Source organism: Desulfovibrio litoralis DSM 11393 (assembly GCF_900143255.1).
In the GTDB taxonomy this organism is placed as follows: domain Bacteria; phylum Desulfobacterota; class Desulfovibrionia; order Desulfovibrionales; family Desulfovibrionaceae; genus Frigididesulfovibrio_A; species Frigididesulfovibrio_A litoralis.
In genome coordinates, this window is record NZ_FRDI01000010.1 from 20,381 (window position 1) to 42,619 (window position 22,239).

At 37.1% G+C, this 22,239-nt stretch carries 22 protein-coding genes; 14 read left to right on the forward strand and 8 right to left on the reverse strand.

Annotated elements, in window-relative coordinates:
* The first annotated feature begins 22 nt into the window (after positions 1 to 22).
* The 13 genes from fliR to BT999_RS12545 all read left to right on the forward strand — a co-directional run bounded on the left by fliR (position 23) and on the right by BT999_RS12545 (position 12,507).
* Positions 23 to 808, forward strand: a complete 786-nt coding sequence (gene fliR, locus BT999_RS09370) for a flagellar biosynthetic protein FliR (protein WP_072697533.1) — start codon at positions 23 to 25, stop codon at positions 806 to 808.
* 37 nt (positions 809 to 845) lie between these two features.
* On the forward strand, positions 846 to 1,919 hold the full coding sequence (flhB, locus tag BT999_RS09375) for a flagellar biosynthesis protein FlhB (protein ID WP_072697534.1): 1,074 nt from the start codon (positions 846 to 848) through the stop codon (positions 1,917 to 1,919).
* Between the two features lie 68 nt (positions 1,920 to 1,987).
* On the forward strand, positions 1,988 to 4,096 hold the full coding sequence (flhA, locus tag BT999_RS09380) for a flagellar biosynthesis protein FlhA (RefSeq protein WP_072697535.1): 2,109 nt from the start codon (positions 1,988 to 1,990) through the stop codon (positions 4,094 to 4,096).
* Positions 4,096 to 5,280, forward strand: a complete 1,185-nt coding sequence (locus tag BT999_RS09385; RefSeq protein WP_072697536.1) for a flagellar biosynthesis protein FlhF — start codon at positions 4,096 to 4,098, stop codon at positions 5,278 to 5,280. The genes flhA and BT999_RS09385 overlap by 1 nt, the downstream gene beginning before the upstream one ends.
* Positions 5,281 to 5,342: 62 nt before the next feature.
* Positions 5,343 to 6,158 carry a MinD/ParA family protein gene (locus tag BT999_RS09390; RefSeq protein ID WP_072697537.1) on the forward strand — a complete coding sequence of 272 codons (816 nt, stop codon included), beginning with the start codon at positions 5,343 to 5,345 and terminating at the stop codon, positions 6,156 to 6,158.
* 225 nt (positions 6,159 to 6,383) lie between these two features.
* Positions 6,384 to 7,181, forward strand: a complete 798-nt coding sequence (locus tag BT999_RS09395) for a FliA/WhiG family RNA polymerase sigma factor (RefSeq protein ID WP_072697538.1) — start codon at positions 6,384 to 6,386, stop codon at positions 7,179 to 7,181.
* Positions 7,182 to 7,205: 24 nt separating this feature from the next.
* Positions 7,206 to 7,586 (forward strand): chemotaxis response regulator CheY, encoded by a 381-nt coding sequence (locus BT999_RS09400; protein WP_072697539.1) that lies wholly within the window; start codon positions 7,206 to 7,208, stop codon positions 7,584 to 7,586.
* Positions 7,587 to 7,702: 116 nt separating this feature from the next.
* Positions 7,703 to 8,479 carry a flagellar basal body-associated FliL family protein gene (locus tag BT999_RS09405; RefSeq protein ID WP_072697540.1) on the forward strand — a complete coding sequence of 259 codons (777 nt, stop codon included), beginning with the start codon at positions 7,703 to 7,705 and terminating at the stop codon, positions 8,477 to 8,479.
* A gap of 40 nt (positions 8,480 to 8,519) precedes the next feature.
* Positions 8,520 to 8,858: a hypothetical protein gene (locus tag BT999_RS09410; RefSeq protein WP_072697541.1), complete on the forward strand. Its 339-nt coding sequence runs from the start codon at positions 8,520 to 8,522 to the stop codon at positions 8,856 to 8,858.
* Positions 8,859 to 8,871: 13 nt separating this feature from the next.
* Positions 8,872 to 9,294: a hypothetical protein gene (locus tag BT999_RS09415; RefSeq protein WP_072697542.1), complete on the forward strand. Its 423-nt coding sequence runs from the start codon at positions 8,872 to 8,874 to the stop codon at positions 9,292 to 9,294.
* Between the two features lie 127 nt (positions 9,295 to 9,421).
* Positions 9,422 to 10,627: a DUF262 domain-containing protein gene (locus tag BT999_RS09420; protein WP_072697543.1), complete on the forward strand. Its 1,206-nt coding sequence runs from the start codon at positions 9,422 to 9,424 to the stop codon at positions 10,625 to 10,627.
* Positions 10,627 to 11,226 (forward strand): HEPN domain-containing protein, encoded by a 600-nt coding sequence (locus BT999_RS09425; RefSeq protein ID WP_072697544.1) that lies wholly within the window; start codon positions 10,627 to 10,629, stop codon positions 11,224 to 11,226. The genes BT999_RS09420 and BT999_RS09425 overlap by 1 nt, the downstream gene beginning before the upstream one ends.
* 72 nt (positions 11,227 to 11,298) lie before the next feature.
* The gene (locus BT999_RS12545; RefSeq protein WP_072697545.1) at positions 11,299 to 12,507 is read left to right on the forward strand and encodes a tRNA dihydrouridine synthase; all 1,209 of its coding nucleotides are present in this window, start codon (positions 11,299 to 11,301) and stop codon (positions 12,505 to 12,507) included.
* 295 nt (positions 12,508 to 12,802) lie between these two features.
* Here BT999_RS12545 and BT999_RS09435 read toward each other — a convergent pair whose 3' ends face one another.
* On the reverse strand, positions 12,803 to 14,047 hold the full coding sequence (locus BT999_RS09435) for an FkbM family methyltransferase (RefSeq protein WP_072697546.1): 1,245 nt from the start codon (positions 14,045 to 14,047) through the stop codon (positions 12,803 to 12,805).
* Positions 14,048 to 14,221: 174 nt separating this feature from the next.
* On the opposite strand from BT999_RS09435, the gene BT999_RS09440 reads away from it, so the two are divergent.
* Entirely contained in the window at positions 14,222 to 15,355 is a 1,134-nt protein-coding gene (locus tag BT999_RS09440; RefSeq protein WP_072697547.1) for a glycerate kinase family protein, read from the forward strand.
* Positions 15,356 to 15,399: 44 nt separating this feature from the next.
* Here the strand turns inward: BT999_RS09440 and BT999_RS09445 are convergent, their stop codons facing one another.
* From BT999_RS09445 to BT999_RS09475, 7 genes are all read right to left on the reverse strand, one after another.
* Positions 15,400 to 16,491: a DUF3829 domain-containing protein gene (locus BT999_RS09445; RefSeq protein WP_072697548.1), complete on the reverse strand. Its 1,092-nt coding sequence runs from the start codon at positions 16,489 to 16,491 to the stop codon at positions 15,400 to 15,402.
* A 165-nt stretch (positions 16,492 to 16,656) separates the two neighbouring features.
* Positions 16,657 to 17,709, reverse strand: coding sequence for a DNA methyltransferase (locus BT999_RS09450; protein ID WP_072697549.1), 1,053 nt, complete (start codon positions 17,707 to 17,709; stop codon positions 16,657 to 16,659).
* A gap of 5 nt (positions 17,710 to 17,714) precedes the next feature.
* Complete coding sequence (locus BT999_RS09455; protein ID WP_072697550.1) at positions 17,715 to 18,497, reverse strand: restriction endonuclease; 783 nt, start codon at positions 18,495 to 18,497, stop codon at positions 17,715 to 17,717.
* Between the two features lie 180 nt (positions 18,498 to 18,677).
* The gene (locus BT999_RS09460; RefSeq protein WP_072697551.1) at positions 18,678 to 19,532 is read right to left on the reverse strand and encodes a hypothetical protein; all 855 of its coding nucleotides are present in this window, start codon (positions 19,530 to 19,532) and stop codon (positions 18,678 to 18,680) included.
* A gap of 66 nt (positions 19,533 to 19,598) precedes the next feature.
* Positions 19,599 to 20,435, reverse strand: coding sequence for a hypothetical protein (locus BT999_RS09465; RefSeq protein WP_072697552.1), 837 nt, complete (start codon positions 20,433 to 20,435; stop codon positions 19,599 to 19,601).
* 45 nt (positions 20,436 to 20,480) lie between these two features.
* Complete coding sequence (gene purN / locus BT999_RS09470) at positions 20,481 to 21,230, reverse strand: phosphoribosylglycinamide formyltransferase (protein WP_245791005.1); 750 nt, start codon at positions 21,228 to 21,230, stop codon at positions 20,481 to 20,483.
* Positions 21,231 to 21,290: 60 nt separating this feature from the next.
* On the reverse strand, positions 21,291 to 22,202 hold the full coding sequence (locus tag BT999_RS09475; protein WP_072697553.1) for a cell division protein FtsX: 912 nt from the start codon (positions 22,200 to 22,202) through the stop codon (positions 21,291 to 21,293).
* Positions 22,203 to 22,239: the final 37 nt, after the last annotated feature.

The following is a 22,239-nucleotide window of genomic DNA, read 5'->3' on the forward strand; positions in this document are numbered from 1 at the left end:
TTGTGAATATTAGTTGGCTTAAATGAATGTTTTTAATTTTAACTATGTAGAACTTTTAGGTTTTTTACTGACTTTTGTTCGAGTCAGTATTGTTATATTTCTGTTGCCTATTTTTGGTGGCGATAGTGTTCCGATGAGAATAAAAGCTTATTTGGCGGCGATTATTACCTTTGTTTTGTTTCCGTCGATTGCTCTTGATGGTAATGCGTTCCCTTTAAATATTTGGAGCTTGACAATTTTTATTTTGGGCGAAATTTTTGTGGGCTTAACCTTGTCTTTAATGGTACAGTTTGTCTTTGCCGGAATTCAAACCGGCGGACAGGTTTTGGGTTTTCAGATGGGTTTTACAATGGTTACGGCGATAGACCCTTTAACCGGCGGACAAACCGCGATAACCTCTCACTTTTTATATATGATTGCCGTTTTAATATTTTTTATCTTTAATGGTCATTTGGTTATGTTATATGGAATAAGTCAAAGTTTTACTCTTATTCCACCGGGCTCGCTTTTGATACGTCCTGAACTTTTAGATTTTATTCTCGAATTATCGGGCAATATGTTTATTTTGGCTCTTCATATCGGAGCCCCCGTTATTGTTGCATTATTTACGGTTGAGCTTGCCCTCGCGTTAATGGGGCGTGCCGCACCGCAGATGAACTTGTTAATGATTGGCTTCCCGGTTAAGATAGCCGTTGGTTTCTTTTTTATGGGTGTTTTATTTACGATTATTTCTGATCATATTCAAAACTTTGTGGAAATATTACCGAATAACTTTGCTGCGGTTATTCACTCCATGTCTCCTTTTTAGTTCGACTTAATTTTAAAAAAAGTGATAAAAAAATAATATGGGACAGTCAGATCCGAGTAAGACAGAAGAAGCAACCCCCAAGCGAGTAGATAAATCAAGGCAAGAGGGGAACGTTATTAAATCACAAGAAGTGAGTAAGGCAATCACGGTCTTGGCGGGTTTGGTGGGGGCTATTCTTTGGATGCCTTATATGGGGCGCGAGCTTGAGGGCTTGTTTCGCCACTTTCTCACCGCACCGACTTTAAAGTTTTCTCCTACTCTCCAAGAGATGACGGCTATGGGCGAATGGCTTTCTTGGGAAATCGCCAAACTTGTCTTGCCGATTATTCTTTTTATCGGCTTTTGGGCTTATCTTGTTTTAAGGTGGCAGGTTGGGTCGCTTTGGACCACAAAAGTATTTGTTCCGAAATTATCAAAATTTAATGTACTTAGTGGCTTAAAGCGTATGTTTTTTTCGTCTCAAACCTTTATTCGTTTGGGGCGTAGTTTGTTACAAGCGATAGTAATCGGAATTGCTCCTTGGCTTGTTATTCGTAAAGAGATGGATTCGTTTATTACTTTATATTATTCAACGGCTGCCGGGGTTGCCTCTTATCTTTTGGATATGTCAAAAAAAATGGTTACTTATGCTTTAGTCCCGATGATTATTATCGCCGCCGTTGATTATTGGTATACACGTTGGAACTATTTTGAACAACTTAAAATGACCAAAGACGAAATAAAAGACGAGAGAAAACAGTCGGAAGGCGACCCGATTATTAAATCAAAACAAAGACAAAAAATGATGCAGGCAATGGCAAAGCGTATGATGCAGGAAGTTCCGAAAGCAGACGTTATTGTTACTAACCCGACCCATATTGCCGTTGCTTTACGCTATGATCAACAAGAAGCTCCGGCTCCGATAGTTGTGGCAAAAGGAGCAGACAGAGTAGCCGAAAAAATTAAAGAAATTGCACGCGAACACAAAGTTCCTATTAGAGAAAATAAACCTCTGGCACGAGCTTTGTATAGTCAGGTTGAGATTGGCGACGTAATTCCCGAAGATTTATACAAGGTAGTAGCGTCGTTACTGGCTCAAATATGGAAAATGAAAGGTAAATACCAACAATAACCATGTGAAATATCGTCATAATCTTGACGTAATTTTATGTTTTTCACTGTTTCGAGGTTGTCAAAAAAATGGCTACAGATCAAAATTCTTTCTCTAATATAAATTATCAACGCTTCGCAAAACAGGGTGATATTCTGTTGGCTGGTGGAGTCATAACTATCTTGTTTGTTATGCTTGTGCCTATGCCGACTTTTATTCTAGACTTAATGTTAACTTTAAGTTTTAGCGCTTCTTTGGTTATTTTAGTTACCTCAATGTTTATCTTATCGCCTTTGGAATTTTCTATTTTCCCGTCTTTATTGCTGGTAACCACACTTTTGCGTTTAGCCTTAAATATTGCCACAACTCGTTTGGTTTTAATGAACGGAGAAAACGGAACAGCCGCGGCGGGTAAAGTTATCCAAGCCTTTGGAGAATTTGTTGTTGGCGGAAACTATGTTATCGGTGCGGTTGTCTTTTTAATTTTATTTGTTTTAAATAAAATGGTTATTACAACGGGTACAACTCGTATCGCCGAAGTTGCCGCTCGTTTTACTTTAGATGCTATGCCCGGTAAACAAATGGCGATCGAAGCCGACTTAAATGCGGGCTTGATTGATGAACAAGAGGCCACAAAACGCCGTGAAAAAATGCGTAAAGAGGCTGATTTTTACGGTGCTATGGACGGTGCTGGAAAGTTTGTACAGGGTGATGTTAACGCCTGTATGTTTATTTTGATTATTAATATTATCGGTGGTGTATTAATCGGGGTTTTTCAAAAAGATATGGCGTGGATGGATGCTATGCGTACCTACACCCTTTTGACCATTGGTGATGGTTTGGTTGCCACTATTCCTTCGATTATTATTTCTACTGCTGCCGGTATTATTGTTTCTCGTGCGGCTTCTGAAGCAAAGATGGGCGAAGAGTTTTTAGGACAGTTAACCTATCACTCCAAAGCATTAAAACTTGTTTCCGGTGTGCTTGCTTTGTTTTCTTTGGTTCCGGGAATGCCTATGGCTCCATTTTTATTCTTTGCACTTTTATTATTTTTTGTCGCAAAGATTTCTGAATCAAACCAAAAAGTAGTCTTAAGCCAAGCTGCCCAACTTGAGGGTAGAGGGGCGAAGAAAAAAGGCGAGGGAATGGATACGCCCGAAGAGGTTCAAGCTCTCTTACCTCTTGATACGCTAGAACTTGAAGTTGGATATGGCTTAATTCCTTTGGTTGACGAAGACCAAAACGGAAACCTATTGTCTCGTATTCGCTCAATTCGTAGGCAGTTTGCCCTTGATATGGGTGTTGTTGTTCCTTCTTTACATTTACGAGATAATTTGCAACTCAAGCCCGGGCAATACAGCTTATTGATCAAGGGTAATCAAGTTGCGAGTGCGGAAATTTTAATTGACCATTATTTGGCAATGGACCCGGGTAACGCCAAACACAGCATAAAAGGCGTTGAAACTCGCGAACCTGCCTTTAACTTGCCGGCACTTTGGATTCCTGAAGGGCGAAAAGAAGAAGCAATGCTCGCAGGTTATACCGTTGTTGACCCGTCTACGGTTATCGCCACTCACTTAACCGAAGTCTTTAAACGCCACTTGTCTGACTTTTTGGGTCGTCAAGAAGTTCAAGGCTTACTCGACAATCTTTCAAAAACAGCTCCGAAAGCAGTCGAAGACCTTGTTCCGGGAGTTATGTCTCTGGGCGTTGTGCAAAAAGTATTGCAAAATTTAGTCAAAGAAAATGTTTCAATCAGAGACTTGTTGTCTATCGTAGAAACCTTGGCAGATTATGGCATAAACGTAAAAAGTCCGGAAATGTTGACGGAATATGCGAGAGAAAAGCTTGCACGTTCTATCGTTAAGCCTTATCTAGACAGCAACGGCGGTTTACCGATTGTAACCTTGGATATGAATGCGGAAAAAACAATTCAAGATTCTATTAGACATACTGAAAATGGTGCTTATCTTGCTTTAAACCCCGGCTCTGCTCAGCGTTTAATTCAACAGATAAATAACGTAATCGAAAATGCGGTTGCAACAGACGGACAACCCGTTATTTTAGCAAGCCCTATTTCTCGTCCTTATTTGGCACAAGTGGTGATGAGGTTTTTACCGAATATCCCTGTGTTGTCTCAGGCTGAAATTCCTCCGGATATTCGCCTTTCATCAGTAGGTAATGTGGTGTTTGAATAATGCAGTTAAAAACTTATATAGATACAACCGCCAAAGCGGTTTTAGAACAAATTAAAGCCGATATTGGTTCTGATGCGGTTATTTTAAGTAAACGCGAAGGAAAAGACGAAAACGGAAATCCTTGGGTTGAAATGACCGCAGGGGTAGAACGTGGTCGTAGCCAAAACCAAGAGTCAAACCTTACTCAAGGCTTTGGCGGAGCAGGCACAAGTAACGATATTTTAGAGCTAAATAATCCGGCTTCTGTTTTAGACCTTGCCAAACAACATATCGGTGGCTCTTTTTATGCCTCTGAAATAGAAAGCAACGCCCCTCCGGGCTGGGCAAAGTGGCATGAAGAGTGGGCTTGTATTAAAGAAAGCCTGATGACTTTGATGAAGCCGTCTTTAAGGCTTGATCAACTTAGCCCAAGGCAGCGTTTGGCGTTGGAATATCTTCAGCGAGAAGGTGTTGAAGATACTGTAATGTTAAAAATTTATCGTCGTTTGTTGCGTGATCAAAATGCCTCTGTCTTAGCATCTTTGACAGAAATTGTGCCTACTTTGGCTTGGGGCGGGTCTTGTTGGAATCAACATTGTCATATGATTACCGGTCCTTACGGAATAGGCAAAACTTGTACTTTAATTCGTTTGGCTTTACACTTTAGACGTATGAACCAAGGGGCTCGAGTGCTTTTGGTTAATGCCGACAGCGTAAGAACAGGCGGGCGTTTACTCTTAAAACACTATGCCGACCTTTCAGGTATGCAATATTTCGAAGCGGGGCAAGCGGCAGACTGGCGAAACTTTTTATCTCAAAACACAAAGAAAAATTTTGACTTGGTTTTGGTTGATTTACCTTCTTTTGATAGAAACCATAACTTGATGAACTTTTTTAACGAACAAGGGGTAACAGGCACTTCGTTTGATACTCAAGATATGGCGGTTCATCTGGTTTTATCTCCGCTTTTTGGTCAGGCTCAGTTGACGGAACTCACCGAACGTTATAATTCTCCGTTAAGTGGAAGTATAATTTGGGGAAAACTTGATGAAGCTTCGTCTTTTGGAGCTTTGGTTAACGTTAGTTCGTCTACCGGCTTACCGATTTCTGCGTTATCTTACGGTTCTGGGTTAAGGGATACGTTAAGTCCTGCTGATGATGCTATGTTGTGGCGTTTGGTCTTTAAAAAACAGTTTCCGTCTTAAAATTTTTTTTGTGTATAATTTAGGTTTAATTAACAGTATAGGTTCGTATATAGGAGTTTTTCATGGCTACAGATCTGCCTTTAGTTTTTTCAATTACTTCCGGTAAGGGAGGAGTCGGAAAAACCAATATTTCGGTAAATTTAGCATATAGTTTAGCCCAAGCTGGAAAAAGGGTGTTACTGTTAGATGCTGATCTTGGTCTTGCAAACGTTGATGTTATTTTAGGGCTTATGCCTGAGTTAAATTTATTTCATTTGTTTCATGAAGATGCAAAGGTAACCGATATTATTTGCGATACGCCTTATGGTTTTAAAGTTTTGCCCGCTTCTTCGGGGGTGAGTGAGATGCTTGCTTTAACAACTGCACAAAAACTTGATTTGCTTGAAGCTATGGACGGACTTGAAGATTCTGTTGATTATATGATTGTTGATACCGGTGCCGGAATTAACGACAACGTTGTTTATTTTAACCTTGCCGCTCAAGAACGTATTGTGGTTTTAACCCCTGAACCAACCTCATTAACCGATGCGTATGCCTTAATTAAGGTAATGAAGCTCGATCATGGGATAGAACACTTTAAGGTTGTTGTAAATATGGTTCCTGATTTAGCTTCTGCCAAAGAAGTTTTTACTCGCCTTCATCGGGCTTGTGATCATTTTTTAAGTGGAGTTTCTTTAGACTTAATCGGATTTTTGCCAAAAGACCCGGGTGTTCGTAAAGCGGTTAGGGAACAAAAACCTTTCTGTTTGGTTGAGCCTAAGGGGCTTGCTTGCAGTGCTATGAAAGGCTTGGCAAGAACTGTTCAAGGTTGGGATATTGCGTCAAATCTTGATGGTAATATTAAATTTTTCTGGAAAAAACTATTGTTCCGCTCTTAATTTCAGATGTTTTTTATTTGTTTTAATATATTGTATAAATTAATAAAAAATGTTTACGCTTAAAAGCCTATTATTTTATTTGACTAAATTGAAATATTGTGGCTTATTGTCTATAAAAAGTTTAGACTTATTGTCAAAAATATATTATATAAGCTTTAACTTTATATTCAGTTGTGTTTTTTCATTTTTATACAATAACTATTTTAGCCTCGGTTGGTTTTTTAATTGTCTAGTCATCAACAAAATAATACCACAGCACAAACTCTGATTCCCCCTTGGGAACAGTTAGAGAGTGGTGCTGTTTTTTGGAACGACTTTCCGCCCAGAGTTCAAGAAAAAATAGTTAGACATTACGCACCGAAAGTTAAATACCTTGCAAACCGTTTAAGATTAAAATTGCCTAAAAATATAGAATTATCCGAGTTGGTTAGTGCCGGAACTTTGGGGTTAATCGAATCACTTGGTAAATTTCAACCCCATTTGGGAATTAAGTTTGAAACTTATGCGGAAAATCGTATTCGTGGTGCCATGTTAGACGAACTTCGTCGTTTAGATTGGTTTCCGCGTAGTTTACGACACAGAGTTCGCCAACTTGACGAGGCAATGCAACGCTTGTCTCATAACACCACAGGGGAAATACCATCAGAAGAGGCTTTGGCAGAACTTACCGGTTTATCTACAAAACAGGTAAGGGAAGGGCTTGAAGCCATGCAAAACCAAAGCTGTCTTTCTCTTGACGCCCTGCAAGAAGGTTTTATTCCCTCAAAAGAAAGTATAACCGAAGATGAGCCTTTTGAAATAACTGCTAACCAAGAGCTTATAGATGCGGTTGCGGGGCTTGTTGAACAATTGACAGAACGTGAGAAAATGGTATTATCTTTGTACTATACAGATGAGTTAAATATGCGTGAGACTGCCTCTGTCCTTGATATTACCGAAGGCAGAGTTTCACAATTACACTCTCAGGCGTTGGTAAGATTACGTAAAAGTTTTTTACAAAAATTTGGTAAGTTAGAATTATAAATTGATATTTAAGGAGTTTTTACTATGGGTTATGATCCAAACATGCGAATTTTGATTGTTGATGATTTTTCTACAATGCGTCGTATCGTAAAAAACATTTTACGCCAACTGGGCATGAATAACGTGGTTGAGGCTGATGACGGAACAACAGCTTGGGATGTTTTAAATAAAGATAAAATTGATTTTATCGTTTCTGATTGGAATATGCCACAAATGACCGGTATAGACCTTTTGAGAAAAGTACGTGCAAGCGAAGAATTTGCTGATCTTCCTTTCTTAATGGTTACCGCCGAAGCGCAACAAGAAAATATTATCGAAGCCGTTCAAGCCAAGGTTTCAAATTATATCGTTAAGCCTTTTACTGCGGATACTTTAAAACAAAAAATAGATAAGATTTTCCCTTAATTATATTTGCTTTTTGTTTAAGTTTTTTGTCTTTTATTTTTACTTGTTTTTTTGTGTATTTGGTGGGGGTAAACCTCGTCTTTTGTTTTTATTCTTTTTAGTTCGGATTAATAAATATGCCTGATAAAGATGAAGATTTTTTAAGCGATTTAGGGTCTTTTGATTCTAAAGAACCAACAAAAACCGCAGCTCCTGACCTTGATCTTGACCTTGAGAGCAATAACGCCAAGGTTGCCCTTGATCTTGATGATGCACCTTTTTTAGAGCAAGAAAAAGCTCCGAAACAAGAAGAAAAAAAACCGTCGCCACCGTCGGCAGAAAAAGTCAGTATGCAACAACCTGAAAAACAACAGGCTGAAAGCGACGTTAATAATAAGTCTAAACGCAAAAAGCTTATTATTATCGGCGGGGCTGTCGTTGTTTTATTGCTTGTTGGCGTTGGCTTATTTCTTTTTTTGAGTGGAGGAGAACAAACAGAAGAGCCAAAAGAGCTTCATCAACCTGTTGTCGAACCTCAACCCAAAGAACATGGAAAAGCCCCGGCTGAACATAAACCGGCAACAAACTCAAGCACCCCCGCCAAGCCCGAGCTTTCTCTGATGGAGTGGGAGCCGTTTGTTATAGAAAAAAAAGACCGTGATGGTAAAATTGTTTTTCTTTATACTAAATTTACCGTTGCAACCGAAGACCAAAAACTTTTAAGCGAAATGAACTCTAAAAAAGTTATTTTGCGTGATGCGATTTTCTTTTTTCTTGAAAACAAAGAACTTATTTATTTAAGTGATCCTACTGCCGTATCCGGTTTGAAAAGAGAATTGTTAAACGTTATTAACGAAAAATTGCAACACGGAGAATTAAAAGATATTTTAATTGAAAATTATCTGATTAAATAGCTTTTTAACTGTTTTAATTCTTGTAAAAAATTGGTGAAACATGGCAATAGAAAGTTTACCCCTTATTGTTCAACAGGTAGGATATGTTGAAAATATTGCTCAAGCTCAAGAGCATTCTCCTGCCGTGCAACAAGCTTTAAACCATCAGGCCGCCTTAGATTTTTTACAACACCAAAAACAACAGGTTGAAGGCAGTGAAGAGTCTGATGCCGGTAAAAAAGTTAAAGACAAACAACAAAATAAAAACAAACATGCCCGTAAAAAACAGATGGCTCAACAGGTTGTTACGCATAACGAAAATGACGAGTTAAGCGAAAATATCCCTGAAACAGACGAACGCAACCCTTGGGCAGGGAATATAATTAATCGAAAAATATAAACAGTGAGACTACATGCAACCGATAGTTTGGCTTTTGGCTCTTGTCAGCGTTATGGAGTTATTACTCCTTTTTTTAATCTTAATGTTTTTTTGGCGCTTACGTCGCTCTGAAACCGCACTCAGTAATTTACAGGCAAATCAAGAAGATATGCTGATTCGTCTTGCGGAAAACGCCTCTCTTGAACAAGAGCTGGTTAACTCTTTTGCGGCACGCCAACAAGAATTAAGACATCTTGATGGCTTGTTGCAGGTGCGTGCGGAAGAGTTAAAAAGACTGTTAGATCAGGCAACAAACTTAACTCGTTCCCCACAATTTTTAAGAGAAGTTATTCGCAAGGGACACCAACAAGGGAAAAGCCCAATGGAACTTGCTCGTGCTACCGGTCTTTCTCTTGACGAAGTTGAACTTTTACTCTCTGACGGTGAACTTGGGTAGAGGGAATATAGGTTCGTACTGCTATATTCTGTGAATAGTCTTAAATCTTTTACTTTTATCATATTGTGGTATTATATTATTGTAACACTGTAAGTAACATACTCATGTTTATAGCAATGGAGGAACAATGGAAAATAATGATAAAATTGAAGATATAGGCGAGGAAGATGTAGCTGATTATTCCATTCATGCTAAGGATTTTCGTGATATAGTTGTATGGGGAACTGATTGGACTGTGGAAACGATCATTAACCAAATTAAAAAAGGTAATATTGATTTACAGCCTGATTTTCAGCGTCGCGATGCTTGGAATATAGCAGAAAAGAGTCGTTTTATCGAATCATTATTCCTTAATATACCTATACCTCCAATTATTTTGGCAGAACATAGTAATAACAAAGGTAAATTTATTGTAATTGATGGCAAACAACGATTGTCAACGATTATGCAATTTTGTGCAACACATGCAGATAATGGAGATGTATTCAAAGCTTTTAATTTGAAAGAATTGGAGGTGCGTCCGGAACTAAATGGTAAAAGCTATACAGATTTAGAATCAGATATAGTCTATGTCGACGATATGGCTTCTTTTTTGAACCAAACTATAAGAACTATTGTGTTGAAAAATTGGGCTAAAGAAGAAGCATTATATTCTATTTTTTTACGTTTAAATACTGGCAGTAAAAAATTATCGCCTCAAGAATTGCGACAAGCACTTCACCCGGGGGAGTTCCTACAGTTTATTGATAAAAAATGTGATTCGTCTACAATAGTAAAAAATATGCTTGGTTTAAAAAAACCCGACTCTAGAATGCGTGATGCGGAAATTATTGTTAGATACTATGCTTTTAAGTTATATATAACATCTTATGATGGGAAATTAAAAAACTTTTTAGATAATACATGTAAAAAATCAAACAATGGTTGGGATTCTCAGAAGTATGAAGATATTTTTTTAGAATTAGAAAACGCCATAACATTATGTAATGGTATTTTTGGTAATAATGCTTTTTCTAGGTATAATCCGAAAGCGGGTACGTTTTCCAATCGATTTAATAGAGCTTTATTTGATCCACTTGCGTATTATTTTTCGGATCCGAGTGTGAGAAGGCAGGTTGAACAAAACAAAGATAAATTTAGAGACAATTTCATCGAAAAAAGCAAAGATGATCCTGATTTTAATAACAGTCTTGAATTATCTACAAAAACTTTAGAGAGAGTAACTTATAGATTTAACATAATAGAAGATATTATTAGAGACTCTTGTTCTCAAGCCATTATTCTTAACCATATATCTCATGATAACAAGAAATTATCTGTTGTGAAAAAATAATGGCTACGAATACAAAGTATTTTTTTGATTTAAAAAAACGCATTCAATTTTTAAGGACTACTTTATTGCCTACTAGCCTTGTAAGTAATTTATCAGGCAGATTTAACTCCGAAGAAAAGGATAAAATATCTAGTTTTTGCTTATTAACTCACGCAGAACTTGAACATTATTTTGAAAGTATTGCTGTGAGTGTATTAGACAAATGCTTAAAGGAATGGGAAATGCGTAAGAGAATTACCCATTGCTTAGGTTATTTGCTGAAAGCTGATATTTCGCCTTTACAAGAAGATCGGCAATTGAGTGCTCTTATAAGTGAAGTGTGTCATAGAAAAAAGGGTGGACTTCAGGGTAATCATGGTATTAAGAAAGATGACATAAAGCGGATATATAACGATCTAGGTTGTTATAAGGATTTTTTTGGAGACTCATTTCTTAATGATCTAGACTTGTATGGTAAACTACGCGGTGATCACGCTCATAAATCTGCTCGAATACGCACGCAGATATCTCCTACTGACTTAATCACTAAGATTCATAATATATTAGCTGAGATAGAAGTATTTGATAAGAAAATAAAAATAGATATGAATAAAAAATGATATATTCATATTATTATAGTACAATTTATTGATAACTACTTAGGAACTAATTTCTATTTTAATATTTATTTTATGACTCAACCTCTTATAATTACTCCCGATAAACCTTGGCTCGCACCTTTAGCGGGCTATTCTGATTTACCTTTTCGCCTGTTGTGTCGCCACTATGGTGCGGCTGTGGCTGTTACCGAAATGGTTAGTGCTAAGGGTTTGTTTTATAACTCAAAAGCGAGTATGGCTTTACTGGCGACTCACCCAAACTTGCCTAAAATTTCCGCTCAAGCTAAAAAAGCTTGGCATTTCCCGCATGAAAGTGTCTTAACTGGTAGTGTTTTAACGGGAAGTATTTCAGGGGGCAGTGTTTTAGGTCTGGAAAATAAGTTAAATAGCTCCGAGGCAACTACTACAAATTTGACTCAACCAATAAATTTAACACACCCAATTAATGTTGATGAGTTGCAAAAATATAATGACAACCCTTTAGTTGTCCAATTGTTTGGTGCTGAACCCGAATATATGGGGCGTGCGGTCGCTACTTTACGAGAGTTAGGTTATAGTTATTTTGACTGTAATATGGGTTGTTCCGTCCCTAAAGTGGTTAAAGCAGGGGCAGGAGCGGCTTTATTAAAAGAGCCTGCTTTGGCTTTAGACGTTGCTAAGGCTATGATCAATGCGGCGAGTCCTCAAACGGTCGGTTTTAAGTTGCGTTTAGGCTGGTTAAACGGGAGTGATACTTATTTAGATCTCGCATTGGCGTTGCAAGATGCTGGTGCCGGTTGGATCACTCTTCACCCTCGCAGTGCGAAACAGGCGTTTACGGGTAAGGCAGATTGGACAGCCTTAGAAAAATTAAAAAAAGTCTTAACTATTCCGCTGATTGCGAGTGGCGATTTGTTAGATGCACAAAGTGCCGTTAATTGCGTTAAAGAAACCGGGGTGGATAGCGTTATGTTTGCTCGTGGTGCCATGCACGCTCCTTATATTTTTCAGGATTATTTACAGCTTCTTAAGCATGGAACGCAAGCGGAAATAAATCTAGACGACGAAACTCAGGCGTTTAAAACGTTTATTTTAAACTTAGTAGAGCGTCATGTTCGCCTTGTTCAAACATTTATGCCTGCGATGGATAGTAATACTGCCAGTCGTATCGCCTTGTTAAAAATGCGTACTTTTGTGCCTAAATATGTACGCCATTTTAGCGGAGTCAAAGAGCTTCGGTCTCGGTTAATTAAGATTAATAGCTGGGAAGAATTGTTTGAGATTTTATCAGATAAACAATGAGCTTGAAAAACTGAAAAACGCAATTAATGCGATTGAAGATTCATCATTAATAAACAAGAGCTTTTAGAAGTAGTTGAAGAACTCAGAAAGGCATTTAAGCGAGATACCCCAAACAAAACATTTGTTACAGGGTTATTAAACGCTCTTCCTCCTATAGAAAGTATACTAAATATTTCTCAGTCCATTATGGCTCTTTTGCCTTTGTAGCTATAGATTTGTTAACTACTATAACCAACCAGAGGTAAAATCTTAAGCTTGTTTAGGTAAAAACAAATCTAAAAACATCTTTTTATCTTTAACCTTTTTTCTTTAAGATATTTTTTAGGGCAAAGTTTTCCACGCTGAGTTTTTGGTTTTCGGCTTTGACTTGGTTTAAGGTATTTTCGCTGATTTGTAAGAGTTGATAAGCTTTGTTAAATAATAAGTTGGTTTCTTGTTCCCTTTTTTGTTCATAAAAAATTGAGAGAGCAGAATGTAATAAAGGCATTAAAGTCAAAAGCACGGTTTTGTATTGCTCATTATTGTTTGCATTATTTTGACAATTGCTTTGATTTTGATTGCTTTGCGAGCGTTTGTTTGCGGTTTGGGGAATGCAAAATAATACAGTTTCATAAACACAATTAGAAAAGTGGCGTAACTGAAAACTATAATCAGGACAAATAGTTAAGATGCGTTTCGGAAGGTCGGTTAAATCTGTGTCTTTATGATAAGCCGAGATAGCCATTTGAGGTTTGTGTTTTTTAATAATTGTTTCTGCTCCGATTAGAGCGGCTTCCTCGGCACCTTCTATATCCATTTTTATAAAATCTACTCGTGATAAGTTATTTTCTTGATAAAAAGTATCAAGATTAATTGTTTTTACGCTAATTTGCCCGTCTTTATTCAAACCGCCACCCGCACAACCATCATTGGCAAAAAACATCTCTCCGCACTGATCACTCACGGCAGCGTTGATTTGGGTTAGATTTTTTACGCTTTGAGTATTATGTTTGTAGGTTTTAAAAGTGGAAGGTCCGGCTTCAAAGCCATAAACGTGTCCTGAATCACCTACTTTTTGAGAGAAATAGAGGCTTGTGTTTCCGGTAAAAGTTCCGCAATCAAAAACGATATCACCTGTTTTAGCTTCGCAAATTCCGCTTAAAGCATAGCTTTCTAAAATCCATGTATCAATAATATCTAAAAAATCATCAGTAGCATTTTGAATTACATGGTTATTTTTTACAAATGCCTTAGCCTCGTCTATAAGCTTTAACCACTTGGTTTGAGGATAGGGCGTATTGGGCAACTCAACAGGAATTGGCATTCCATAAAAGCTCATAATCATTTTATATTGTAATACCCAGTCAAAAACTTTTTGTGATTCTTGATCTGTGTAATAAGAGGCTCTCGCAAAGTCTAATTGTTCTAAATTGCCAAGCAGTTTAAGAATTGTGTCGCCGGGATATTCGGAGTAAAAAGGAGCTTTATGGTTATTTGCTGTACTTTGTATCTGTTTTAAAATTTTAATTACTTCTAATACGTTATTTAAATATTGCGACATATTAACCTCTATTGTATTGATTTATAATATATATTTCGATTTTAAGCATGAATGTACATAGTTTATTGTTTGATATTAAATCTAAATGAACATTAAGAGGTTCTTGAGCTTCTTAGCCGTTAATAGTATGCTGTTTTAAACAAGTTAGCAATATTTTTTCATCAGGAGTGCTATATGCGGAAAGTAATTCTTATTCCCGATAGTTTTAAAGGTACGATGAGTTCTTGTGAAATCTGTTCTATTATGGAACAAGCGATTCATAGACATTTACCTGGGGTTAAAGTTGTTTCTATTCCCGTAGCTGACGGCGGAGAGGGGAGTGTTGATTGTTTTCTTTCGGCTGTTGGCGGAATAAAACAGAACGTAAAAGTTAAAGACCCTTATTTTAAAGAAATAGATAGTTTTTATGGGCTGTTGCCTGATGGAACGGCGATTGTTGAAATGGCGGCTTGTGCGGGTTTACCTTTAGTGGAAAATAATAAATCAGCAACCAAAACGACAACTTACGGTGTTGGTCAATTAATTGCCCATGCGGCTCAAGCGGGTTGTAAAAGAATTATTATCGGACTTGGCGGAAGTGCGACCAATGACGGCGGAACGGGAGCGGCGGCGGCTCTTGGTGTGAAATTTAAAAACAGTAAGGGTGAAAGTTTTGTTCCTGTTGGCGGAACTTTAAAAGATATTGTGCATATTGATGTTTCAGGGCTTTTACCGAAACTTAAAGAGATAGAGCTGGTTGCGATGTGTGATATTGACAACCCTTTGTGTGGAATACACGGAGCGGCTCATGTTTTTGGACCGCAAAAAGGAGCAGACCCCGAAACGGTCAAGTTGCTTGATGCGGGTCTTTTAAATTTAGCCAAAGTTGTTAAAGTTGATTTGGGAAAAGATATTTGCGATTTGGCGGGAGCAGGTGCCGCAGGCGGTATGGGCGGTGGAATGGTAGCGTTTTTGGGTGCTAAATTACAAATGGGGATTGAAACGATTTTAGACACGGTAGGTTTTGATGAGCTATTGAAAGATGCCGATTTAGTTTTTAGCGGAGAGGGTAAGATCGACTTTCAATCGCTGAGGGGAAAGGTTGTGATTGGTGTTGCTCGTCGCACAAAGAAAGCCGGCGTTCCTTTAATTGCGGTTGTCGGTGATATCGGGGACAATATCGAAGCGGCTTATAACGAAGGTATTAGCGGAATTTTCAGCATTAATCGAGTTGCTGTTCCGTTTGACGAGTCAAAAAACCGTAGTAAAGATGATTTGCGTTTAACAATAGATAATATCATCAGGTTTATACAGAGTTTAAAAAAGTAAGCGGGAGCGACGAATCGTTCCCGCTTGATCTTGTGTTGTTATATTTAGTGAGCGATATCTCTATTGTAACTGTTGACAAGGCGGTTATAATTGTTGGCTATTTGTTGTGGCAAGGAAGAAGTGCTTGCTCCACCACTGCTTTTTTCCAAAACTTCAATCAAACTGGCAACTTCAACTTTAAAATCTCCGGCAGAATCTAGAAAACTAGTCGGGTCGCTTTCTCTTAAGCCTTCTTTTTTGACTTGTTCGAGGTTAGTGGATAACTTTTCCAAATTAGCCATAAGCGGAGGCAATTTGTCATAAAGTTTGCGAAGCTCTTCTAGTTTAATGACTTTTCTAAAATTATCTCGTGTTACTTCTTTCTCGCTCATATATTTTTGAATATCGGTGGCTGCAATGTAAAGTTCCAGAGCTGTAGCGGAAATTTCCATTCCTTCGGCTTTAAGATGCTTGAGGTCTTCTGCTTGCCGTTGTTTTTCTTGTTCGCCAATGGCTTTATCGAGTTGACCAAAAGATGCATCGACAATAGGGAAGTTTTTAATGATCTGAGGGTGTAACTCTATGGCAAGAGCCCCTTTGTCGTCAATATAGCCTTTATTGCGTGAATATTTGCCTAGTTTAACCAAAAGTGGCAACTGTTCTTTGAGTGCTTTAGCAGCTTCAGTGGCTATGCGGTCAAAGTCATCGGGATTTTGGGCGGCAACTTCCAACGTTTTGTCGATGGCTTTTTCCAGATTACCGGTGTTAAGGGTAGAATTGTTGAAATCTATGCGGTCGTTGTTGTGTTTAGGTTCGGTTGGTTTTTCACCTTGCCCGAAAGCGATTAAATAAGTTTCGACCATTTTGAAATAAATGTTATATGTTTCATTGGTTAAGGCAATATAAGCATTCCATTTTTCAATGCTGAGATTGCTATCTGTTTCTTGAGACGCAGATTTTTTGTCTGTGTTACCGCCGGCAGGCTGAGTTGCCTGGGAGGCTGTTTTTTCTTGACCGCTTTTTTCTTCACTATCGCTTGAGCAACCTAACGCTCCAATAGTAAAACTGCCTAGGGCTAATAAAAGCACCAGTTTGGGCATTGTTCGGAAGAAAGATAAGGCGGGGGTTTGAGTCCGCACAGAGTTTTTTTTGTTCATTTTTTTGGCTCCTATATGTTAAATAAAGATGATACCCGATTGATATATTAGGGTTACTTTTGCTTATGGCTGTTGGAATATAGGTATAGATGAAAGATAGTTGCACCAATATCAGTCCAAAAAGTTTATGTCAACGCTAACTGTATTTTTTATTCATCTTGTTTTTTATACTTTTTCTTCTGTGTCTGTCATTGATACAAAATCATATTCTGGTTGTGAAATAAATAAGTTAGCTTTAATTGTATTCATTTTATTTTGCGTTGCTTTTATTGCCAGATCTGACTGTTCTATACCTATCCAATGTCTATCAAGTAGATGTGCAGATTTTAAGGTTGTTCCAGAACCACAAAAACAATCAAGCACAATACTTTTGGGGTTTGACGAAGTTTTTATAATTAAGTCTAACAAGCGACTGTTTTTCTCTGTTGGATAAATAGGATATTGAGGATCTTTATAGTCCCAAATATCTTGCACTCTTTTACCATCTTTTTCATCCGCATAAATTATTTTTCTTGGGTTACCTGTTGCAGACCATTCTAGTAGACCTTTTTGATCCCACTGTTCAAGAGTTGTGACATCGACCCTCCAATGCCTGCCTTCTGGAGGACTCATTCCCTTAAATAGTGCGTTTGAGTTTCCGTTGATTGTTTCGCCAGGGGCATGAATAGGCACTGTCGTGTAACGTCTGCCAGTAGCATTTTTTTTAGGAAAAAGCTTTTCTAAATCTTTATCTGAATATTCTGCTCTGGGTTCATTCCAAATAGGCTTTTTAGTTTTAGAATAAAAAAGAATTAAATCTTTTATGTTTCCGTAGCCAATTCTATTAAAATTTTTAGGGTTACACTTTATTCTAGTGATATCATTTCGAAAATTTTCTATTCCAAAAACTTCGTCCATCATTACTTTTACATAATGTCCAATTTTGTAATCTATATGTAAATATATGGAACCGTTTTCTGATAAAAGTTTATGTAGTAAAAGTAATCTTTTTTTTAAAAAAGCAATAAAATCTTTACCTACCAGTTTGTCAGAATAGGCAAGAGTTCCATTTTTTCCAGTGCTTATAGTAGATGTTCTACCCTTGGTTATTGTAAAGTCTATGCCTGTTGCAAAAGGTGGATCAATATAAACAAGATCTATCGCCCCTTTTAATTCTTTTTCATTTAAAAGATAGTTTAATCCCAGTAAATTGTCAGCATGTATAAGTAAATTTTTCATAATAATTAAAGTTGATATAAAAATTCTCGCAGAACAAGAGCACTCATTATGTTATAGGTTTTATAAGTCGTCGTAATCTCTTTGTACATTTTATTATTACCTTTTATGAATAGAACACCATCTAATATTGCTATTTTAATAGCATTAACGCCGTCTGCTTTTATTGTGTTAATTGCATCATTAAATTGTGCATTTTGATGTCCGCCAAAATCTGTTAAGAACTTCGCCTCGCCAATTACGTATTTTTTATTAAATCGAGCAATAAAATCTAAACCTTTATTATGGTTATAGCCTAGATGTTCCTTAGCAAATTTCATTAACTCTGAGTCTCCAGCATCAAGAATTGCATCATTTTGATTTGATAAAAAGGTTTCTGAGCATACAGGTTGTATCCCTAAGCTTTTTTTCTTTAACCAATTTCTAAACATAGGACCTATTTGTCTGTTGGTTTCTTTCGGTTCACTGCATCTTTCATAAATTTTGCTAATCCCCATTTCATAAAGTCTTCCACAAATTCTGTTGATCGTTTTGGGGTTTCGTTCAATAGAAGATTTATCTCTCTTTAAATATGCTATATAGCTATCTTTTATTGGAAATAAGTCTAGTTGTAACAGGGCGGTTATTAAGCGTTTGTTGTCTTTATTATCAAATGCACCTTCTATATCATTCCAATAGACCGTATTTATATCTCTTATTCCATCTGGTATTGTCGGATATATTTGAAATAAATCATCAAGATAAGATTTTTGGTTGGCATATTCAATGCTTAAATTTGTCCAATAATTCATTGTGATACTCATGAAATAATTTTTACGTTAATAACGAGCTGTGTTTGAATGGTCTAATAGAAATATGTAATTATTTTTTTATTTTTCCAATACATCATATCGCAATCATGAAAAAATTAAAAGCGTAAAGTTTGCTCCTTTTTTATTGGTTTGAGCGACAACAGCTTAACCGAAACCTCACTACCTCTTTATCGGTTTTAGTATATCATAAGATATATTGGAAGTATATTTTTTTTGAAGCGTTTCTATTGCTTCTTGAGCTTGTTCTTTTATAGGGATAAATTCGGGTTCAAGTTGTGTATTAAAAATTTCTTCATAAATACGCTCAGCTTTTTTCAATATAATCTGATCGGGTTTTTCTATGTAATTATAAAAGAAAAGTAGGGCTAAAGAGCTTAAAATCTCTTCTTGTCTGGTGTCTTGAGTAAAGCCAAACTCTTTTGCTTCCGCATAAGTTCTTTCTATTTTTTCCACTAATTCTTTATCGGGACTTTGCTTTTCTAAATTAATAAAGCCAAAACTTGTATAAAAACCAAATAGTTGAATGCTGACTAATGCCATTGCACTTTCTTTGAAATTGGCGTTATTTTTCGCAAAAAACTTTGCTTCTTGATAAAGCTGTTCCGCTTTTTCCATTAAAGCTTCGTTTGCTCCCGCTCTGGTATAAATCGCAATAAGGTCTTCTGCCAAAATGACTTTGACTGCGTTTAAATCGTCATCATCGCCCAGTTGTTTTATTTCTTCATATCTTTGGTCAAGGATAGCAAGTTCCTTTTCGCCGAGTTTTTCTAAGTCGCGATAAGCCAAAGAAAGTTCTAATGCGAGTTGTACTTTTGCGGTTTTTAATTCTTCATCTTCTGTATTTGTTATTGCTTGATATTTTTTTTCAGCCTCAGCAATACTTAAAGCAAAAGTTTTTTGCAACTCGGCACTCTCTGCGGCAAAAGTTTCGGCACTGTCTTTAGTTTCATTAAAAAAAGCAAGATACAAAATAATTGCAATTACTAAAAACAAAAAGAAAATTAAAAACGGCATAATCGACTCCAAGATATGGTTTATGGAAACAAAATATTTAATCGGAACAAAAGATTTAAACGCTACTTAAAACTTGACTATTTGACTATTGGGTATTTTATAAGGCAAATTGGCAATAAAGTTCGCATGGATTTCTTTCACAAGTTTTTCTGCCGCTTGTTTCATGGGTTGAATTTGTGCATCATTATTTAAACTAAAAAGTTCGGCATAAATGTGTTTGGCACTGTTGACCAAGCTTTGGTCTGCTACCTTAATTTCTCGATATAATCGCAACAGAGGAAGAGAAGACTCGATTAAATTATCTTTAATGTCATTAAAAGAGCCAAATTCTCTAACTTCTTTATAGATCGTTTCGGCTTTGGTTATAATATTTTTAGGGTATGCGTCTTGTTCCGTGTTTTTAAAGAGCATCATAAAATAAAAGCTGATTAAAGGTTCAGCCAACTTTGCGATTTTTACCCTTAGCTCATCATCGTTTATCAGATAGCCCTTTGTTTCTTGATATATTTTTTCTACTTTAACGGCATTTTCTTCTGTTGGAATATTTACATAAAAAGAGATTAAAGCACTCGCCAAGTCTGCTCTTAACGCTTTTAAACTTTCGCTTTCGCCAAGAGCTTTGACTTCTTCATACATTTTTTCGGCTCTAGGCGAAAATTCATCTTTATATGTGCCTAAATAGCCTATATCTTTTATGGTTTTAATGGCTGATTCCGCTTTTTTCAATTTTAATTCTTCGTTGTCTTTAAAATCGACTAAGGCGTTATAGTCTTCTTCTTGCTGTGTGAAATATACTGTTTCTTTTTTCTTTCCATTATTAATTATAGCATCAATCGCACCCCAGATCAAACTAGCAATAATTCCACAAATAAAAGCAAAGTCTACCCATTCGTCCAAGCTCATTTTGCACCTGATGTTTCTTTTTCAATATTAAAATAGTGAAGTTAACTAAAACTTTTCTAAAGGAGGCGAAACCAAAAAGCTTAGTTCTTGGTTGCCCAAACTGGCGAGTTTTTCGCTTTTAGAGTTTTCCTTTAAATAAACGACTCTGTCTTTTAAAGATAAACGGTCTTCGGCGAGCCATTGCACCGCCTGTGGATAAATTCTGTGTTCAAGTTTATGAATGCGTTGCATTAATTCGTCTAAACTTTCGCCGGCTTTATGCGGAACGGCCGCTTGAATAATCACAGGACCATGATCCATAATCTCATCAACAAAATGTACTGTACAGCCCGTTATTTTGATTCCATAATTTAAAGCGTCCAAACCGCCTTTTGCACCGGCAAAACTTGGCAAGAGAGCGGGGTGGATATTTAAAATACGCCCTGAAAACGCCTGAATAAAAGCCGTCGACAATAAACGCATGTAACCTGCCAAAATAATACAACCAACTTGAGAGGATTTTGTAATATCTTTTCCGTCTGCGATAAGTTTTTGGTTGCTTAAAATACCGGCTTTTTCAATTTCGGCAATAACGTTAAGGTCAAAAGCTTCACGGCTTTCAAAACTTTTATGACTCTTGCCCCAAGTAGTGATCTTTGCATTCTTTGCACGTTCTAAGGCAAAAGCTTCGGGGTTGTTACTTACGACAAGTTTTATATCTAAATCGAGCTTATTTGCACTCTTAAGGTCGATTAAAGTTTGGAGGTTGCTGCCGTTTCCTGAGGCTAAGACAACAGCGGGCATTTTATGAGTCATTTGAAAACCTTCTTATCTATTTAAAAATTGTTGAAATGAAAACGCTAGAAGCAATAGTCTCTAAATAATTTTTCTGGTGGCGAGCCAAGTTCCTAAAATCCCCATAAATGTCGGAATTAGAACTAAAATAATACAAACGGGAAGAGTGATAAACGAAAGCGTCATATATAAAGGTGCAAAATTTAAGATGTCTCTTAGTTGAAAATGGACCAAATATAATAAGATTAACGCCAAAAAACCGCCCATAAAGCCAAGTAAAGCTCCGCTTGCCAAGAGCGGAAGCCTGATATACCAAGCGTAGGCTCCGACTAAATGTAAAATCTCGACTTCTTGTATTTTTTCTATAAGCGAAAGGCGAACCGTGTTTCCCACGACTAAAGCCAAAACTAAAAATAAAAATGTTACAATGGGGTAAAAGATAAAGTGGCTAACATTTCGCCAAAGTTTGCCAAGCTCGTCTCTTAAGGGAGTAACGGCGACTCTTTCCACGCCTTTTAAATTTTTCAGGCGTTGTTGAATTTCCGCTGTCCATGTATCAAAGTTTATTGTGTTGTCTGTAAGGCTCGATGGGTCAATAAAAGTAACCAAGGCTGTGGGCGGAAGGGGATTGTTGTTGCGTAAATTGGGAATTTCTATTTTTTGAGCCGTGTTTTGGCGTAACTTTTGAGTTAAAGCCTCTAACGCTTCGGCGGGTGTATAGGTTTTTATTTCTTTAAACCCCGGAAGGGACGAAATTTCGCTCCATTGTGTTTTTAAGTCGCTTTCCGGTGTTCCGACTCGCCAATAAACCTGATATACAGATTCGCCGTGAGTTGTATTCAAATGTTTGTCAAAAGTGCTTAAACCCATTAGGAATAAACCTGTTAAAAACGCCACCAAAGTTACCGCACTCAAGGTCAATAACTTGGGCAAAGGGTTTTGCAACAATGCCTTACAACCTTTAACGGATAGTTTGATAATTTGTATAAACATAAAAACTCCAATAACAACAAAAGCGTAATATAATAAA

Bases quoted from the DNA above. Each gene is read 5' to 3' on its own strand.
- BT999_RS09455 (WP_072697550.1), bottom strand. From the start codon at position 18,497: ATGAATTATTGGACAAATTTAAGCATTGAATATGCCAACCAAAAATCT.
- BT999_RS12545 (WP_072697545.1), top strand. From the start codon at position 11,299: ATGACTCAACCTCTTATAATTACTCCCGATAAACCTTGGCTCGCACCT.
- BT999_RS09425 (WP_072697544.1), top strand. From the start codon at position 10,627: ATGGCTACGAATACAAAGTATTTTTTTGATTTAAAAAAACGCATTCAA.
- BT999_RS09460 (WP_072697551.1), bottom strand. From the start codon at position 19,532: ATGCCGTTTTTAATTTTCTTTTTGTTTTTAGTAATTGCAATTATTTTG.
- BT999_RS09420 (WP_072697543.1), top strand. From the start codon at position 9,422: ATGGAAAATAATGATAAAATTGAAGATATAGGCGAGGAAGATGTAGCT.
- flhB (WP_072697534.1), top strand. From the start codon at position 846: ATGGGACAGTCAGATCCGAGTAAGACAGAAGAAGCAACCCCCAAGCGA.
- BT999_RS09450 (WP_072697549.1), bottom strand. From the start codon at position 17,709: ATGAAAAATTTACTTATACATGCTGACAATTTACTGGGATTAAACTAT.
- BT999_RS09400 (WP_072697539.1), top strand. From the start codon at position 7,206: ATGGGTTATGATCCAAACATGCGAATTTTGATTGTTGATGATTTTTCT.
- BT999_RS09440 (WP_072697547.1), top strand. From the start codon at position 14,222: ATGCGGAAAGTAATTCTTATTCCCGATAGTTTTAAAGGTACGATGAGT.
- BT999_RS09435 (WP_072697546.1), bottom strand. From the start codon at position 14,047: ATGTCGCAATATTTAAATAACGTATTAGAAGTAATTAAAATTTTAAAA.
- BT999_RS09465 (WP_072697552.1), bottom strand. From the start codon at position 20,435: ATGAGCTTGGACGAATGGGTAGACTTTGCTTTTATTTGTGGAATTATT.
- BT999_RS09405 (WP_072697540.1), top strand. From the start codon at position 7,703: ATGCCTGATAAAGATGAAGATTTTTTAAGCGATTTAGGGTCTTTTGAT.
- BT999_RS09385 (WP_072697536.1), top strand. From the start codon at position 4,096: ATGCAGTTAAAAACTTATATAGATACAACCGCCAAAGCGGTTTTAGAA.
- fliR (WP_072697533.1), top strand. From the start codon at position 23: ATGAATGTTTTTAATTTTAACTATGTAGAACTTTTAGGTTTTTTACTG.
- purN (WP_245791005.1), bottom strand. From the start codon at position 21,230: ATGACTCATAAAATGCCCGCTGTTGTCTTAGCCTCAGGAAACGGCAGC.
- BT999_RS09475 (WP_072697553.1), bottom strand. From the start codon at position 22,202: ATGTTTATACAAATTATCAAACTATCCGTTAAAGGTTGTAAGGCATTG.
- flhA (WP_072697535.1), top strand. From the start codon at position 1,988: ATGGCTACAGATCAAAATTCTTTCTCTAATATAAATTATCAACGCTTC.
- BT999_RS09415 (WP_072697542.1), top strand. From the start codon at position 8,872: ATGCAACCGATAGTTTGGCTTTTGGCTCTTGTCAGCGTTATGGAGTTA.
- BT999_RS09445 (WP_072697548.1), bottom strand. From the start codon at position 16,491: ATGAACAAAAAAAACTCTGTGCGGACTCAAACCCCCGCCTTATCTTTC.
- BT999_RS09410 (WP_072697541.1), top strand. From the start codon at position 8,520: ATGGCAATAGAAAGTTTACCCCTTATTGTTCAACAGGTAGGATATGTT.
- BT999_RS09390 (WP_072697537.1), top strand. From the start codon at position 5,343: ATGGCTACAGATCTGCCTTTAGTTTTTTCAATTACTTCCGGTAAGGGA.